This window comes from Pseudovibrio sp. FO-BEG1, from assembly GCF_000236645.1.
Classification (GTDB): domain Bacteria; phylum Pseudomonadota; class Alphaproteobacteria; order Rhizobiales; family Stappiaceae; genus Pseudovibrio.
This window is the reverse complement of record NC_016642.1, coordinates 5,340,181-5,357,071: the sequence shown is the minus strand read 5'-3', so window position 1 is coordinate 5,357,071 and position 16,891 is coordinate 5,340,181. Positions and strand designations below refer to the sequence as shown.

Annotated in this window: 14 protein-coding genes and 2 rRNA genes (1 of these 16 cut by a window edge); 10 read left to right on the top strand and 6 right to left on the bottom strand. The window is 52.6% G+C overall.

What is annotated here, in order from left to right; all coding sequences use genetic code 11:
• Positions 1–1,494 (top strand): 23S ribosomal RNA (locus PSE_RS24140); it begins 1,231 nt to the left of the window's first position.
• 86 nt (positions 1,495–1,580) lie between these two features.
• Positions 1,581–1,695: ribosomal RNA gene (rrf, locus tag PSE_RS24135) — 5S ribosomal RNA — on the top strand.
• A 647-nt stretch (positions 1,696–2,342) separates the two neighbouring features.
• On the opposite strand, the gene PSE_RS26800 is transcribed toward rrf, so the two are convergent.
• Positions 2,343–4,448 (bottom strand): hypothetical protein, encoded by a 2,106-nt coding sequence (locus PSE_RS26800; RefSeq protein WP_158309196.1) that lies wholly within the window; start codon positions 4,446–4,448, stop codon positions 2,343–2,345.
• Between the two features lie 285 nt (positions 4,449–4,733).
• Complete coding sequence (locus PSE_RS24125) at positions 4,734–5,747, bottom strand: AraC family transcriptional regulator (RefSeq protein WP_014287172.1); 1,014 nt, start codon at positions 5,745–5,747, stop codon at positions 4,734–4,736.
• Positions 5,748–5,904: 157 nt separating this feature from the next.
• Here PSE_RS24125 and PSE_RS24120 point away from each other — a divergent pair, with 157 nt between their 5' ends.
• Together PSE_RS24120 and PSE_RS24115 are read left to right on the top strand one after the other, a co-directional pair.
• Positions 5,905–6,279 (top strand): MmcQ/YjbR family DNA-binding protein, encoded by a 375-nt coding sequence (locus PSE_RS24120; protein WP_014287171.1) that lies wholly within the window; start codon positions 5,905–5,907, stop codon positions 6,277–6,279.
• A 387-nt stretch (positions 6,280–6,666) separates the two neighbouring features.
• The gene (locus PSE_RS24115; protein WP_014287170.1) at positions 6,667–7,188 is read left to right on the top strand and encodes a hypothetical protein; all 522 of its coding nucleotides are present in this window, start codon (positions 6,667–6,669) and stop codon (positions 7,186–7,188) included.
• Between the two features lie 282 nt (positions 7,189–7,470).
• On the opposite strand, the gene PSE_RS24110 is transcribed toward PSE_RS24115, so the two are convergent.
• Positions 7,471–8,349, bottom strand: coding sequence for a putative phage abortive infection protein (locus tag PSE_RS24110; RefSeq protein WP_148266196.1), 879 nt, complete (start codon positions 8,347–8,349; stop codon positions 7,471–7,473).
• A gap of 476 nt (positions 8,350–8,825) precedes the next feature.
• Here PSE_RS24110 and PSE_RS24105 point away from each other — a divergent pair, with 476 nt between their 5' ends.
• The 3 genes from PSE_RS24105 to PSE_RS24095 are packed head-to-tail and all read left to right on the top strand — an operon-like array spanning position 8,826 to position 10,742.
• Entirely contained in the window at positions 8,826–9,557 is a 732-nt protein-coding gene (locus PSE_RS24105; RefSeq protein ID WP_014287168.1) for an energy-coupling factor ABC transporter ATP-binding protein, read from the top strand.
• Complete coding sequence (locus PSE_RS24100; protein ID WP_014287167.1) at positions 9,554–10,174, top strand: energy-coupling factor transporter transmembrane protein EcfT; 621 nt, start codon at positions 9,554–9,556, stop codon at positions 10,172–10,174. Before PSE_RS24105 ends, PSE_RS24100 begins: the two co-directional genes overlap by 4 nt.
• A 1-nt stretch (position 10,175) precedes the next feature.
• Positions 10,176–10,742 (top strand): biotin transporter BioY, encoded by a 567-nt coding sequence (locus PSE_RS24095; RefSeq protein ID WP_051125964.1) that lies wholly within the window; start codon positions 10,176–10,178, stop codon positions 10,740–10,742.
• A 50-nt stretch (positions 10,743–10,792) separates the two neighbouring features.
• On the opposite strand, the gene PSE_RS24090 is transcribed toward PSE_RS24095, so the two are convergent.
• Together PSE_RS24090 and PSE_RS24085 are read right to left on the bottom strand one after the other, a co-directional pair.
• Positions 10,793–12,043 (bottom strand): ROK family protein, encoded by a 1,251-nt coding sequence (locus tag PSE_RS24090; RefSeq protein ID WP_014287165.1) that lies wholly within the window; start codon positions 12,041–12,043, stop codon positions 10,793–10,795.
• A 158-nt stretch (positions 12,044–12,201) separates the two neighbouring features.
• Positions 12,202–13,440, bottom strand: coding sequence for an MFS transporter (locus tag PSE_RS24085; protein WP_014287164.1), 1,239 nt, complete (start codon positions 13,438–13,440; stop codon positions 12,202–12,204).
• A gap of 129 nt (positions 13,441–13,569) precedes the next feature.
• On the opposite strand from PSE_RS24085, the gene PSE_RS24080 reads away from it, so the two are divergent.
• Positions 13,570–14,838: an SLC13 family permease gene (locus PSE_RS24080; protein ID WP_014287163.1), complete on the top strand. Its 1,269-nt coding sequence runs from the start codon at positions 13,570–13,572 to the stop codon at positions 14,836–14,838.
• 36 nt (positions 14,839–14,874) lie between these two features.
• Here PSE_RS24080 and PSE_RS24075 read toward each other — a convergent pair whose 3' ends face one another.
• Positions 14,875–15,252, bottom strand: coding sequence for a helix-turn-helix domain-containing protein (locus tag PSE_RS24075; protein ID WP_014287162.1), 378 nt, complete (start codon positions 15,250–15,252; stop codon positions 14,875–14,877).
• 179 nt (positions 15,253–15,431) lie between these two features.
• On the opposite strand from PSE_RS24075, the gene PSE_RS24070 reads away from it, so the two are divergent.
• Both PSE_RS24070 and PSE_RS24065 read left to right on the top strand, forming a co-directional pair.
• A complete protein-coding gene (locus PSE_RS24070; protein ID WP_014287161.1) occupies positions 15,432–16,202 on the top strand; it encodes a nuclear transport factor 2 family protein in 771 nt (256 codons plus the stop codon).
• 150 nt (positions 16,203–16,352) lie between these two features.
• Positions 16,353–16,856 (top strand): hypothetical protein, encoded by a 504-nt coding sequence (locus PSE_RS24065; protein WP_041768801.1) that lies wholly within the window; start codon positions 16,353–16,355, stop codon positions 16,854–16,856.
• Positions 16,857–16,891 lie beyond the last annotated feature (35 nt).

Genomic DNA, 16,891 nt, shown 5'->3' with positions numbered 1-16,891 from the left:
TGAGTAACGATAAAGAGGGTGAGAGACCCTCTCGCCGAAAGTCCAAGGGTTCCTGCGCAACGCTAATCGGCGCAGGGTTAGCCGGCCCCTAAGGCGAGGCCGAAAGGCGTAGTCGATGGGAACGGGGTTAATATTCCCCGGCCAGTGGGTAGTGACGGATGCCGTGTATCGTATCTCCTTATTGGATTGGAGATGCGGTGAAGGTGTTCCTGGAAATAGCTCCCACGCTAAGACCGTACCCGAAACCGACACAGGTGGACAGGTAGAGTATACCAAGGCGCTTGAGAGAACTGTGCTGAAGGAACTCGGCAAATTGCTCCCGTAAGTTCGCGAGAAGGGAGCCCGGTACGAAGGCAACTTTGTATCGGGGGCACAGAATAGGGGGTTGCGACTGTTTATCAAAAACACAGGGCTCTGCGAAGCCGCAAGGCGACGTATAGGGTCTGACGCCTGCCCGGTGCTGGAAGGTTAAGAGGAGGTGTGCAAGCACCGAATTGAAGCCCCAGTAAACGGCGGCCGTAACTATAACGGTCCTAAGGTAGCGAAATTCCTTGTCGGGTAAGTTCCGACCTGCACGAATGGCGTAACGACTTCCCCGCTGTCTCCAGCACAGACTCAGTGAAATTGAATTCCCCGTGAAGATGCGGGGTTCCTGCGGTCAGACGGAAAGACCCCGTGCACCTTTACTACAGCTTCACACTGGTATTCGTGATGACATGTGTAGGATAGGTGGTAGGCGTTGAACCCCGGGCGCCAGCTCGGGTGGAGCCATCCTTGAAATACCACCCTTGTCCTCATGGATATCTAACCGCGGTACTACAATATCCGGGACCGTGTGTGGCGGGTAGTTTGACTGGGGCGGTCGCCTCCCAAATGGTAACGGAGGCGCGCGAAGGTAGGCTCAGAGCGGTCGGAAATCGCTCGTTGAGTGCAATGGCATAAGCCTGCCTGACTGCGAGACTGACAAGTCGAGCAGAGACGAAAGTCGGTCATAGTGATCCGGTGGTCCCTCGTGGAAGGGCCATCGCTCAACGGATAAAAGGTACGCCGGGGATAACAGGCTGATGATGCCCAAGAGTCCATATCGACGGCATTGTTTGGCACCTCGATGTCGGCTCATCGCATCCTGGGGCTGGAGCAGGTCCCAAGGGTTTGGCTGTTCGCCAATTAAAGCGGTACGTGAGCTGGGTTCAGAACGTCGCGAGACAGTTCGGTCCCTATCTGCCGTGGGTGTAGGAAATTTGAGAGGATCTGTCCCTAGTACGAGAGGACCGGGATGGACGTACCTCTGGTGGACCTGTTGTGGCGCCAGCCGCATTGCAGGGTAGCTATGTACGGAATGGATAACCGCTGAAGGCATCTAAGCGGGAAACCAACCTCAAAACTAGATATCCCTTGAGAGCCGTGGAAGACCACCACGTCGATAGGAGGCATGTGGAAGGGTGGTAACATCCGAAGCTGAGCCTTACTAATAGCTCGATCGATCTTGATCACTCCCATTAAGCTATAATCATAAAAACTGCTAAAACGCAGAGCTTGAAAAAAACAAAACAGACCAGTTCATATGTGACTTATTCCTGCCCGGTGGCTATGGCGGGGCGCCCCCACCCGATCCCATCCCGAACTCGGAAGTGAAACGCCCCTGCGCCAATGGTACTTCGTCTTAAGACGCGGGAGAGTAGGGCGCCGCCGGGCATGAATAAGACACACACAATCTCTCAAAATAAAACAGAACACCAGATCACACAAAAGCCCCTGATGCATAACGCTCGGGGGCTTTTGTGCGTCTAGTGAAAGATGAGGTGAGGGCAAGGGCAGTGCGCTAAGCCTGAATGTCCCTCTTATAGAGCTTCCCAAAATCCCTCATCCCAAAAGCAAACCTTCGCAGAGAAACTGGCCAAAGCTTCAAAGAATAGAAGGCCATAGCAACAGACCTACCGAAACTTCAAGAGGTTACTGGTACATGTCTAACACTCAGCGATAAATGTCGAAGACACAAAAGCACTGCCACCGGTGAGGAAAATGGCTGAGTAGGCTGCACCTGGTTGGAGATCTCTCATTAAACGGTCATATAGCTTCAGTTTTTGAATGGAGCCTCTTAATAGAAAACGCTGCGGCTACTGCAAAGTGTGGAGTGCCGTCAGAGCCTCTCCCTGTTAAACCTTGCTTCTAAATAGGCTTACCGTGCTCAAGGCCTGAGATGCTGTTGTGCTGCAATGCTGTGATCGGGTTGAAGTGATTGATTAGTGTTGGTGCACTAATGACGCCATAGACGTATGATAATCTTTGCTTTGTATGCGGCGTCATCTGTGAATGTGGATGAGATTGATTCAGCAAGTGAGCTAGAAACTCACTGAGTATTTTAGAGAGAGGTCAGCGCCTAGTTTTTTCTGGTAGCGGGGGGAGAAGATTTGGGCGTCGAGTTCCAGAATGCCTTGGTTGGTGAAGGTGTAGGCGAGGCCGGCTTTTAGGGTTGGCCTGACCCAGTTGCGGGCGGCGTCAGCACCGATAGTGAAGTCTGTGAGGCCCGGGATGTTGGAGGTTCCAGAGACCTGGATCCCATCGGAATAAAAATCTGCTTCCAGTCCTACTCCAAAGGCAAGCTGCATATTGGCGGTGAGTTTGTAGGCAGCATCGATACCCATCGTGGCTGTAGCGGCGTTGTAAAACTGGCTATTGATACGCGTATTGGTGTCGGCAATGCCTTGTTCTGTATAGCCGTTCTGCCCTGTGCCTTCCCAATAAGTTCCCAGATAGGAGTGAAGCAACAGGTTAGACGTTGCTACATGATTGGCGTAGAGCTGGAGGCCTGCTGTACCTGTATTGAAGTTAGATGAGCCGCTTTCCTGCTGAACGTCTGAGTATCCTGCGCCGCGTGTGATTTCTGCGTCTGTATAGAACCAGGAGCCATCTATACGGACACCAATGTTGGCCTGTGAGTTGAACGCAGCTAGCTGGCCAAGCCGAATATCAGCGTAAGCGCCGATGCCGACGCCGTAATCAGGATTGATGGTCTGAGAAACTCTGCTTTCTCCGTAAAGACCGACGCTGGCCCCTACACGGACCGTTTCTGTGGCTTTGTAGCTGCCCATGATGCTGCCACCAAAGGCGTTTGTGCCCTGTAGGAGGGAAGATGCCAGTCCAGAAAGGCCAATACAGCCCTGTGCCTGGTCTGCGATTGTACAGGTGTCCCGACGGAGGCGACGGGCAATGTGGGTGTTGCGATCAACGCTGGCAGCTACCCCATTGGCTACATCCACGACTGAGTTCTGGAGGTTCTCAAGATCCTGTATCTGATTGATAAAGATAAAAGCCCGCTCCCCTGAGCTGCTGTTTGAGTATCCCAGAATGACTTTTCCATCGGCACTGATCGTAGAGGCTCTGGAGTAACTTCCGCCAGTTAAAGTGCCGAGGCTTTGCATACCGGTTGCTTCTGTCCATTTGAAGGCTCGTGTGCCTGAGGCTCCACCTTCTGAGTCTCCGACGATGACGCTTCCGTCTTCGCTTACTGCTTTAGCGGAGGAGTGTGCGTTTCCAGATAGAGTACCGAGGTTTTGCATACCGGTACTTTGTGTCCATCGGAATGCTCGGCTTATTCCTGAGCCGATTGATTTGCCTATGACAACAGATCCATCAGAGTTCATGGTGGTTGCTTCAGAAGAAGCATGTCCTGTTAATACGCCGAGGTTTTGCATTCCCGTGCCTTGCGTCCAACGGAATGCTTTTGAACCGCTGGGACTGCCTGACTTACCTACAATAACAGTGCCGTCATAGCTGACAGCTTTTGCGTCGGAATATGTCTCCCCGGCAAGTACACCAAGACTGACCATCCCGGTGCCTTGTGTCCAGCGGAATGCGCGATCTCCGCCAGTGCTTTCCGATTGACCAATGATTGTGGACCCATCTCCGCTGATAGCCTCTGCTCGAGATTCAGTGCCTCCAGTCAATACGCCAAGGCTGGTCATTCCCCCAGCCTGTGTCCAGCGGAATGCTCTCAGACCTGTTGCAGAGTCGGAAAATCCAGTGATAACAGAGCCATCTGCGCTCACGTCCTCTGCTGCGGAGTAAAAGCCTCCGGTTAAAACTCCCAGGCTTTGCATCCCTGTCGCTTCTGTCCAACGAAAGGCGCGTTGGCCAGCTGTGCTTCCTGACCTTCCTACGATTGTGGAGCCGGTTACATCCATTGCTGCTGCATCTGAGAAGAGGCCGCCCGGTAACATGCCCAAGCTTTGCATTCCTGTTGCTTGTGTCCAGCGAAAAGCGATGGTGCCTGGGGCAGATACGTTGCCAGAAATGATTGATCCATCTGAGTTGGTGAGGAAAGGCCTGATTGTGTCTGCGCCAGGTACAGTGCCGATGTCGTCCAGAGATTCAGCTGAGGTTTGGGAGGCTGTAAGTGAGAGAAAGATAAGAGCAAATGAGGTGGTTGGATGGAGCAACCTTGGCATATCAGAACCTTTCCCGTCTCTCATCTTTTTTGCTTTCTCAGAAGGGGTGTTATCTGAGTTTTAGCTAGGCGGTGGAGTGATGAGAGTTAGAGTGCAACACTGGATAAAATGATGTTTTCTTGCGAGAAGGGTAGGTTGATAAGTGTTTTAATTCAAACGGTTAGATTGATATACAAAGTTGAACCATAGGGTTATGCGTTGGATGGGCCGTAGAGTGCTTTTGACGCATATGATCATGTGGCTTGTGCATATCGATTATTGGGGTGCGACTCTTGTGTCTGCTGTTTAGCGAGCTTGAACCCATGTTGCGTAGGCGGCCAGTGCATTTGTGGTGGCGTCGTCGTGTTGCTTGCGTAGGATGGCGGGTGACTTGCCGAACTCTTGCTTGAATGCGCGGGAAAAGCTCTCCGGATGCTTGAAGCCACAGCGACTAGCGACCTTTTGGACTTCGCAGCCCGGATCATGCAAGATCATATGCCGGGCTTTGAGTAACCTAGTTCGCTTCATATATTGGGCGAGGCCACCTGCGGGTTTAAACATTCGAGAGAGCGTTGCTCGAGAGACGCCCATCAGGTTTGAAAGAGTTTCCGTATTCAGATTTGAGTTCGTGATGTGGGCACGAACTATTTGCTGGGCTTGTAGCTGGCGCAGGAATTGCTTTTGCTTTCGCCCAGTTATGTTGTGTAGGTTTTCATGTGTTTCGGCAAGGGTAAGGGCGGCGAGTTTTGTGATGCATTCTACGAAGACGTCGAGGGTCTCAATATCAGCTGTCTCCATATCTTGCTTGAGCGAATAGAGCAGTGTTTTCAATGATGATGTGGTGGGATATGTCGGGCTCAATATTCTGCCGGGATAGGTGATCCCGATGTGGAGTAGATCTCTGAATGCTGATCTTGGGAGGATGACGCTTACGACTTCATATGTGCCATGGACTACTTTGAAAGGCTCGAGCATATCGTGGATGACGATTGTGCCTGATTGTATTTTCTGAGAAGTTAACTCGTTGGAAATAAAGCAACCTGTCGTCGAGAGGTAGTATTGGACGAGGATGACATCCATCGGGCTTTGGGCAATATGAGAAGATGAGCGGCTGAAGACATTAGGTTTGGCGTGAACGTGGCTGATAGCCGCGTTGCTGAGCAATCGCTCTATGACGAGAGCCCTGAAATTCTCTGGGCTTTCGCAGAGAGTGTGGTGTAGTGTTGCTTCGGAGATGTGTTTGTGGGCGAGTTGCCATTGGGGCCACTCTGTAATTTCCGAGCAAAAATACCCATAGTCGTGAATAGGTTTGTCTGGCATGAATATCTCGATGGGGAATAAATATATTTTTATGTATGTCGGCTACTTTAAAAGGTGAAATTAAGACTCCTCAAGTTTAAAGTTTTTTGCCTGTGTGAGAAATATTTCAGGTACAGTGGTGTTGCTTTGAATAAATCGATTTCAATGAGGTGTTGCTTTGACGCGGGATGAGTTTGATGGGTTTTGTAAGTCTTTGATTGGGACGACGAATGTCATTCAGTGGGGGAATGCTTCGGTTTGGAAGGTTGGGGGGAAGATCTTTGCGATTTGTTCCAACTGGGGTGAGGATCGCCCGGAGATGGAAGGGATCAAGATCAGCTTTAAGTGCTCGGATCTTTCCTATCAGATCCTGACTGAGCAAGAGGGGATAATTCCTGCGCCTTATCTGGCTCGTGCCAAGTGGGTTCAGCTGGAGACGATGGATGCGATGGCTGATGGTGATATCAAAGATTACATCACAGAAGCGCATAGTATCATCGCGAAGAAGCTGACCAAGAAGCTGCAGAAAGAGATTGGTTTCGTACCTGCTTGATTTTGCAGGTGAATTGCAAAGTAGTGCTACTTTGCGTTCTTTTGTGCGTTGATTTGCGTTTTTTGCGTGTTGGGTGCGTTGAAAGTGGTTTTTCGGCGTTGTTATGTTTGAAGTCGTGAAAGTTGACAATGCCTTCGGTTAGGCGTGTGCGGAGGCTAGTTCCCAATTGCGCTAGCATGGTTATTGAGGAGGGGAGTAAGATTTTCTCTCTGAAACCAGCGAAAAAGATATGCCCGCTTTACGTCGCTCTGGCCTGAATATTTCTGGCAGACGTTATTCCCCTTCTCACAGACTGCGTTATTCTTAGTGGTGTTGCTTCTGTGATGCTTTGCTTGCCGAAACTTCAGATTGCTTTCGTTGCCTGCTGTTTTGTGCCAATAAGGCGCAATGGATCTGAACCAACTAGATGACCGCCTGAAAGCTGACTGTGAGAAGTGTGCAGCCTTGTGTTGTGTTGCGCTTGCCTTTGATAAGTCGAGCGTTTTTCCGTTTGATAAAGCTGCGGGCGAGCCTTGCCGAAATCTTGAGAGCTGCGGCACGTGCAAGATCCATTCTGATCTGGCGACGACGGGGTACATGGGCTGCGTACAGTTTCACTGTCATGGGGCCGGGCCGATCGTCACTCAGGATCTGTTTTCCGGAAGCACATGGCAGACGCAGCCGCATTTGCTGCGGCCTATGATGGAAGCCTTCTGGGTGTTTTTGCGGCTTCAGGAGCAGGTGCTTCTGCTGAAACATGCTGCCAACCTGCCGTTGCCTGAGGGCAAGCAAAAGGAGCTGCATGCGTTTCTGGATGAGCTTTGTCCTGAGGATGGTTGGAGCTGGGACGCCTTCGAGGGGCTGGACCATGCCAAAGTGTCTACAGATGTGAAAACATGGCTGACTTCCCTGCGGGATGTGCTGGGCTAGCTCTTAGATTATGTGATTTCGAGTGTTGTTGCCTTCCCCGCAGCCAAGATCAATAAAGTGCTTGCGATTACATCGTACAAACTGCATATCGCTGATGATTGTCTATAGACATTCGTCCTTAGTTGACGAATCCTCTGCCAAAGTTGCCCTGTAACTAGAAGATGCTCTTTGCTACTAGAACAAAGTACGACATGACCGAAATTGCTGTTCTCAAAATCTGTACTTAATTGCCCAAACTAAAGAGGGCACTTCCTTTGGTGCGGAGGAAGAGTAGATACAGCATCAAATCACAAGTGGATTTGGCGTATTAAATGCGCGATCTTCAATTCCATCTTCAAAGTCGCTGTTTGCGCGAAAATCTTCCGGTAGATTGTCAAAAAGGCTAAAGTTATTTATATGTTCCTTAAACGGTATTCCGCGTTGTGACTGTGCGTTCAGATACAATAACGCCAGTTCATATTCAGACAACTGCGCGCGCACTACTTTGGCAAATGTTTGCAGCTCCTCACTATTTGTACTTCCTATATATCTAAAAATACTGTAAAGACTTCGAAAGTAATGGCCGAGATCAGATCCATACTTTTTGTAAGTATTATCATAGCAATCTACAATATCATCTCGATGAAATTGCGATAATAATTTTCTTGGACACTCCATAATCTCTTCGTATATCTCAGAACCAAATGTTTTATCCATCAATTCTGTATAACTACAGAGATCTTCAATGAACTCCCTATAGTAAAACTCAAAGCAGTCTCGCCCCTGATAGACTTGATCATGATCATAACTTGATAGAAATCCGGATTTAATCGCAGTTTTCTCGATATCTAAATCAGATATTATAGAGGTATGCACCTCCAGCATGCGCATTAAAGCGCTTTCATGTCTTTGAGAAGCCATTTCCTTTCGCGTTAGATTTAGGTCATCCCTTTGAAATTTCAAAGTCAACAAAACACCACCAAATGCCAAAGCAGTAAAGAGAGAAGTTAAGACACCAAAGCTATCTCCAAACTGTGCAAACTTTGCTAGATCCGTTACCTGCCCAAGGGACGCCAACATATTCTCATGCACAAAAAAGCCATAGCTACCCACGAGTAAAACTATAACCATAAGAACCATAGGAAATTGAAGATCTGGAGAAACTACAACTGATAATCGCAATTTTATTACCGGGTAGCTACATACCAGTACGATTACAAAACAAACTATACTAATGACTATAAGAATTTGCAAAGCCTTCACCGCGAATCGAAAACAGAAGTTGAGATTTACTTTAAACTGCCTCTGTCAATCATTAAAGATAGCCAGAGTTTACTTTTGAGTTTGAGACCTTATTCCGTTCCCGCAAATGCTGGAGATGTGAACAGATCCCGATAGACAACTAAACCTGTGTCTACGTCTTTTTTCCATTGATCTGCGTTCTGGTCCTAATGGTTGGCAACGAGTGCATCAGTGAACTGCTCGGCTGACATTGCAATACCTCTAAGCTGATAATTTGCTGAAAAGGGTGCGAACGTGGCACATAGGAAAAGGTTTGTCGAGCGGAGATAGCCAGCCTAGAGCTTACAGATTTCCATGGCGTGGGTTTTCTGCATTGTGTATAGGAGTGCAACTCCTTTGGCAGGTGAATTTGCGGCGTGAACGAGACTTCTAAAACAATCAGCTTTGACCATGTTTCCATTGAGCGCAGTGGGGCGACGATCATTCATGATCTGACAGTCCAGCTGCCGGATCAGCGGGTTGGGATCATTGGCCGTAATGGATCTGGCAAGTCTACGCTTGTGCGCAGCCTGAATGGTTTGCTGCCTGTGAGTGCCGGGTCTTTGCATGTTCATGGTGTTTCAGCTGAAGAAGGTGCCAAAAAGCTGGCGCGGGTGACGGGCTTTGTGTTTCAGAACCCGGACCACCAGCTGATCTTTCCCACTGCCCTGGAAGAGCTGAGCTTTGGCTTGCGGCAGCTTGGTGTCGGCAAGGCGGATGCGAAGGCGCAGGGGCTTGCGTTGTTGCAGGACCATGGCATTGCGCCATTGGCTGAACGGCCCGTTCATGAGCTTTCAGAGGGGCAGAAGCAGTTGATCTGTATTCTGGCTGTGCTCATCATGGAGCCGAAGCTGGTGGTGCTGGATGAGCCGTTCTCCAGTCTGGATCTGCGCACCCGAGCGGCGTTGCGGCGTAAGCTGGAGAAGCTGGATCAGCAAGTCATCTTCGTGAGCCATGAGCTGGATGCCTTGAGTGATTACGACAAGGTGCTCTGGATTGAGGATGGTGCGGTCAAGCAGTTTGGTGCGCCTTCTGATGTGCTTGCGGCCTATCAGGAGCATGAGCTTTCTGGCGCAGACCTTCATTTTGTGGGAGCTGCGCGCGCATGATCTCCCTTTACATGGCGGGTAACAGTTGGGCGCATCGGCTTCCTGCCAGAGTGAAGCTGATCTTTCTGTTTGTGCTGAGCCTGCTGATCATCCCGTTCAACACGCTTTGGTTTTCTGCTCTGCTGCTGGTGTTTGTGGTTGGGCTGTATGCCACGCTTGGCAAGCAGGGCCTTGAGAAACTCAAGGTGGTGCGGCCACTGCTCTGGATGATGGGTATCATCTTTCTGGTGCATGTGTTTCTGGGAGACATCGAGCAGGGCATTATTGCTGTGTTGCGCCTATTGGCGATGGTGCTCCTTGCCAATTTTATTAGTATAACAACCCACATGGAGGCTTTGATGGATGCGGTGGAGCCGCTGTTCAAGCCTCTGCGTGTGTTTGGCATTTCCCCAAGACGCGTTTCGCTGGCAGTTGCTTTGGTTATCCGGTTTGTGCCGGTGCTGCTGGCGGTTTATGCGTCACTGCAAGAAGCGTATAAAGCCAGAACAGCCCACGCCAACAGCTGGCGCTTGCTTGCTCCATTTGCCTTGCACGCGATAAAAATGACAGATCATGTTGCCGAAGCTCTGACAGCCCGTGGTGGTGCTGACGGCTTTGATGATCACAAAAGAAGTTAGGATGACTATGTCTAGTGATCGTTCTCTTGTTCAGATTGCATTTTATGCGGCCCTGATTGCTGCTCTTGGGCTGGTGCCTAAGATTGAGCTGGGTCTTGCTGGCGGAATTCCAATTACAGCGCAGTCGCTTGGTGTGATGCTGGCCGGTATGATGCTTGGCCCGGTGCGTGGTGGGCTTGCTGTTGCTTTGTTCCTGTTCCTCGTGGCGCTTGGCTTGCCATTTCTTGCGGGTGGCCGTGGTGGCATTGGCGTGTTTTATGGCGCAACTGCTGGCTATCTGGCCGGTTACTTTGTCGGCGCGATTGTGGTTGGCGCAATCATGAAAGCCATGCGTAACATGAACGTGGTGTTTGGTGCGGTTGTTTCCGGCGTGATTGGCGGCATTGTTGTGGTGCATGCGCTTGGCGTGCCGGTGCTGGCTTACAAAGCTGGTATGACGCTGGACAAAGCCATCATGGTGGGTAGCCTGCCGTTTATTCCGGGTGATCTGATCAAGGTGGCTCTGGCAACGTTGGTGGCACACACCATCGCACGCGGTTTGCCATCTGCGATGCTGTCCCGCAGCTAAATTTGCGACAATGTGTTTTGAAGAAGCCGGTTCCGTTGAGGCCGGCTTTTTTAGTGCACCAATGCCTGATCCAGGTGTTTCAGGGCTTTGATGAGGAGGCCCTGGAGGATGAAGTCTTCATCCCATGGCAGGACTTCCAAATTGACGGCATCGAGCAGTGGGGCCAGCAGACTGCTTTCGAGACCCTTATTCATGCCGTGCTTGAAGAGGTCGTAGGCCTGCATGGCCTTGCCGGTGAGGACGATGCGGCTTGGGTCCAGCAGTGAGATTGTGCGGGCAAGGCTGACGCCCAGAGCAAACCCAGCATCAGTGAAGACCTTTTGTGCCTGTGCATCGCCCACACGGGCGCGGGCACGCAGGTTCTGGATGTATTCCGGCCCATAAAACATGGCAGAAGGAGAGGTTTCCTTCGGCAGCTTCTGGGCTTCGCGGTAGAGGGCGTAGTCGGCGATGTAAGCTTCCAGACAGCCTTTCTTGCCGCATCTACAGGCGGCGCCATCTGGGGTGAATGGGGAGTGGCCGTATTCGGCGGCGGCTCCAGTTTCACCACGATACAGGGCGTTCTTGATGAAGATGCCCATGCCGACGCCGCGGTCGATGTACACCACCACGAAGTTGCCGCTGTATTTCTCTGCGTCCTGCCGGTGCAGGGCCTCGGCGATCATGTTGGTGTCGTTGTAGAGCGTGCAGGTGATGCCAAGAGTTTTGGAGAGCTTTGCAGTGAGCTCCACTTGCCGCTCTGCAATGGTGGGTGACCAGATGATGGAGCCGTTGCGTTTGCCGACGATGCCTTGCGTGGCCACGGTGATTTCCATGACACTGCGGGCGCGGAGTGGCTCTGCTTTCAGCAGGGCTTTGATCTCCTGTGCGAGCAGGGCGATGAACGCGTCGCCGCCCATATCGGAGGATTCCACCATGAATTTGGCTTCGGCATGCTGGTGGCCGGTGTAGTCCACCAGAGCAAGCGAGACACGGTCTACCGAGAGCTTGACGGTGATGACGTGAGCCACATCATCGCGCAGGCGCAGGTAGGTGCGCGGGCGGCCTCGTGTGTTGGCATCCGGGTTGGGCTGTTCTTCCACCTCTGCGATCAGGCCGCGATCTTTTAGATCTGCGGTGATGGAGGTGACAGCCGCGAGGGACAGACCTGTGAGCCGGCCAAGGTCGACACGGGCCAGCGTGGTGTGACGCCGCAACGTGGACAGCACCACGAACCGGTTTTGGCGACGAACCTGCTCTCTACTGGCTTTTTCGATCATTCGAGTACTGGCCTGCACTTCGCGCTTTGAGTTCACAAGCATTCATTTGCATTTACGCATGAGGCTCTGAACATTTGCTTTTTTGCGCGCGTTCTTTGTTTGACGCAATAAGCATAAGTTTTTGAGGACCAGTAAATAAAGGGAGGAACCGTATAAATCAGCGTTTTCACCCGAAAGTTGAAGTGACCTAATCGTAAGCATTAGCCCGTTTGTTGGGGTGCTGTGCCGTCGTCCTTATCAATTTGAGCTGGCAAAGTTTCCGGCATCAGGAACAGGTACATCGTGCCGCCGATGAAAGCGAGAATCGCCAGTGTGATGAAGGCCGGGGAATAGCCGAAGAACTGCACGATTTCTTCTGCCAGCAGGTTGGAGGCTGCCGAGCCGATGCCTACCACGGCGGCAAGGGCACCTTGCACCAGATTGAAGCGGCCTGTGCCACGTGTCAGGTCTGCGGCGATGAGCAGGATGATCACGCCGAAGATGCCGTTGGCGATGCCATCCAGTGATTGCACGGAGATGAGGGCTACGGGATCCTCCAGCCACATGAACAGCATGCCGCGAATAGGCAGGATGAAGAAGGCCAGCAGGAAGAGCGGTTTGCGGCCCCAGACATCCGCTCTGGCGGCGCAGAGGATGGACATGATGGTCATCCAGAACTGTGCAACCACGATGCAGGCGGCGGCGAAAGCAATGCCGATGTTGACGTTGGAGTTGACGGAGAGCTTCTGCCCCACCAGCGGCAGCATAGCCGCATTGGCGAAGTGGAACATGAACACGCAGAGCACCAGTGTGAGCAGGCGCTTGTCTGCCGCGATGGTACCGATGGTGGAGGGTTCATCGCCATCATTCGGATTGTGATGCAGGCCACCACGAGCGGCGTTGTGGTTGATGGCCGAGCCGCTGACCATGCCGATGCTGATCGCCATGCCGAGGGCCATGATTGCCACCAGCCAGAACACGCCTTCGGCCGAGATCCAGAGAGCCAGTCCGGCGCCCAGAATGGCGGCGAAGACATTGCCGGAGTGATTGGCGGCCTGATTGGCGCCCATCTGTACGGTGAAGTGCTCTGGCCCTGATATACCGAGGGTTATGGCAGCGATGCAGGGGCCAACAAAGGCGACGGCGATGCCCATGAAGATCTGGGCGATGTAGATGACCACCGGGTACTGCGAGAACAGCAGGATTGAGATGGTGGCACAGCCGATGAGCAGGGCGCAGGAGGCAAGCAGCATGCGCTTGCTGCGGGTGCTATCGATGAAGGCGCCTGCGGGTGTTTGCAGGGCGACGGTTGTCAGCGAGCCGATGGCCAGCACCAGCCCGATGTTGCCGGGGGACCAGTGCAGGCCGGTGAGCAGGTAGATCGCCAGATAAGGCCCAATTCCGCCCACGACATCGCCCGCGAAGAAGTTCGTCGATAGCATTGCCTTGTTGAGCTTCATGGAGACCCTGATCCGGTTTGCTGTGCCTGCCGAGGATAGGGGGATGGCTCTAAGAAGCTGCCAAGGATTTCGCTCGATTGTGGCGGTGGTGGTTAAGCTGCTGTCAAACCACGCTGGATAGGGTGAGGCATGTCGGTCTCTCTTGGTATTTCCGCCCTCATTTTCCTCGGAATTGCCGTGCGCCAATGGCTCCCGCCTATGGTGCGGATCTGGCACATCATGCTGGCCGGGGCGGTTGTGTTGTTGGTGCTGGGTGAGATTACACCGCTGGCGGCTTTCCATGCGGTGGACTGGCAGTTGATCTTCTATCTGTTTGCTGTGTTCAGCATCGCCTCATCGCTGTATGACACCGGCCTTTCTCAGGATATCGCGGATATGCTGCTTAAGCGGTCGCAGTCTGGCATGGTGCTGCTGTGGTTCATTGTGGCTTCTGCGATCTGCGCGGCGGTGCTGACCAATGATGCTGCGGCGGTGATTGGTGTACCCATCGCGATTATCCTGAGCCGGGCGTTCCGGTGGAAACTGGCGGTCGTTCTGGTGGCGCTGTGTGCGGCGGTGACGGTTGGCTCCATGGTGTCTCCCGTTGGCAATCCGCAGAACATTCTGGTGGTGAACGCCGCCAATTTTCAGAACATGTTGGCAACGTTCATCGTATGGGCTCTGGTGCCCGGCGTGATCTGCCTTGTGGCTGTGTTCTTCCGCTTCCACCGGTTGGTGAAGAAGAATGGCTCAGATGAGAGCGCACTGGTCTCAAAAGAGGTGGAGACGCAGGCCGAGGCGGTGGAGGTAAGCCGACGGCAATGGCCTGCGATGGTTTCTGCCCTGCTGCTGGTGGGCATCATCACGGGCGACAGTTTGGGGCGGACATACTTTCACCTCGGCCCGCTGCCGTTTGGCTGGGTGGGGCTGGTCTCGTGCCTGCCGATCTATCTTGCGGGGGATGAGCGTTTGCGGGTGTTCAAAGAGGTGGACTGGGCGACGCTGATCTTCTTTGTGGCCATGTTCGTTGTGACCGGATCGCTCTACCAGTCCGGCTCTCTGCAATATCTGCTTGGCTCCCTACAGAATGAGCTGGCAGACCTGACCGTGACCGCGCTGGTGAGCTTTTGGGCTAGCCAACTGTTCTCCAACGTGCCTGTGGTGGAGCTTTACCTGAAGCTGCTGGATGGCGGTGAGGTTGGCACCTTCATGATGCTCTCCACCATCTCCACCGTGGCCGGAAACCTCTTCATCATCTCCGCCGCCAGCAACGTGATTGTGGTGCAGCAGGCAGAGAAATTCGGCGCAACCCCCTTCACCTTCTGGCAATTCTGCTGGTGGATGCTGCCCATCACCGTGTTTTGCGTGGCGGTGAGCTATGGCTGGATTTGGGGGCTGACGGTGTTGGGTGTGGGGTGAGTTTGCCTTTGCAGGAAAACGGCAAAGGCTCGTGCATCAGTCAGCCTGCGTTCTGTCGTACTCTATGCGGGCGGTTTTTATGTGGTCCATTTGCTCGTGGGACCAGTAGACGAGGGGCTTTAGTGTTTCCAGCAGGCTGCGGCCAAGGGGGGTAAGCTCGTAGGAGACGGCGACGGGCGGGCCGGGTTCGACGGTACGGGTCAGGTATCCGTCGCGTTGAAGGCCGCGCAGGTTTTCTGTCAGCACGCGCTGGGTGATATCGCCGATGCAGCGTTTGATCTGGCCAAATCGTTTGGGCTCATCTTCCAATGCCAGAATGATGATCATCCGCCATTTGCCCGTCACGTTTGAGAGAATGGAACGGATGGAGCAGTTGGATGCTTCGGCTTTGCTTGCGACACCGATTGGTAGCATGGCGACCTCTGGAACCTTTTGAATACCTACATCAATAATAATACCAGAATATCTCTTAGCAAGTGTCAGATTTTAAAGGCGGTATGCTTTAGCAAACCAGGTGCTTTTAAAGTGCGTAATTGCAACTTGGTGCGTTTTGAATACCATGTATCCATCATCAAATCAGAAGGAGATTCTTCATGACACCGAAAGAACTGGTCCTCACTCTTTTCATGGCTGTTTTTGCCGATCACGACCCGGAAGCCGCCCGCCAGGTGACTGCACCGGATTACATTCAGCACAATCCGCAGGTGCCTACAGGGGCAGAAGGTTTGCTCGGGCTGATCCCGATTGTGGATCAGGCAGGTGTGACCGTGAAAACCCACCGTGTCATCACAGAGGGTGATCTGGTCGTGCTTCACAACACCTATGAGAATGCTGAGGCGTTCGGCGCTTCTTCTCTTGCGGCCTTTGATGTTTTTCGCGTGCAGGATGGTAAGGTCGTTGAGCACTGGGATAACCTTCAGCCTGTACCTGAGGTGACTGCATCCGGGCGTGGTATGACAGATGGGCCGACTGAGATCACTGATCTTGACCAGACACAGGCAAACAAGGAGCTGGTTGTTGGCTTCGTTCGCGATGTGCTTGGCGGTGCAGCGCCGGAGAAGGTCACCAACTACATGGATCCTGCCATTTACATGCAGCACAATCCTTCCATTGACGATGGACTAGCCGGACTGATGGCCGCCATTGAAGCCTTTGCTGCACAAGGCCAAGTGATCACCAAGTTTGAGCCGCAGCTGGTTGTTGCAGAAGGCAACTTCGTCTTCGTCGCCTCCGATGCCACCATGGGCGGCGAGCCGTGGGCCTTCTTTGATCTGTGGCGCGTAGAAAACGGCAAGATCGTTGAGCACTGGGATGTTGTGTCCCCAACGCCAGCCGAAATGGCTCATGAGAACGGCAAGTTCTGACGGTTGGTAAGATATTGGGCTGGTTGGAGCTTGTTTGCCGGATATGAAGACCGGGAGCTGATGGGCTTCCGGTTTTTTCGTTACCGGGTGTGGTGGTTTGCTTTAAAACGAGATCAGTGTGATGTGAGATAGCAGAGCTATGGAGTTGTGATGCAGCGAGTGATGATTGTTGGGTGTCCGGGTGCGGGAAAGACGACGGTGGCTAAGCGGTTGGCTGCTGTTACGGGGCTGCCGCTTGTGCATCTGGACTTTCATTACTGGCAGTCCGGATGGGTTCGGACTGAGAGCGATGTTTGGGCCGAAAAGGTAGAGACCTTTGCTGCTCAGCCGCGCTGGATCATTGATGGAAACTATGGTGGCACTTTGGAGCAGAGGATTGCCTGTGCTGATACCGTGATCCATCTCGACTTCCCGACCTACATCTGCCTGTATCGTGTGTTCCGTCGAATGGTTGCTGGGCTGGGAAAGAGACGAGAGGCTGAGTTTGTTGAGGGCTGTGAAGAGCGCTTTGACTGGAAATTTCTCTGGTTTGTCCTCAACTACAAGCGGACAAACCGGCCACGTGACCTTGAGAAGCTAGCGTGTTTTGAAGGGCAGATGCTGCGATTTGAGCATCCCAGAGAGCTGGAGCAGTTTTGGGGAATGGTTGGGTGAGTTGGTTTAGATAAGCAGCTTAGGAAAATGGTCGT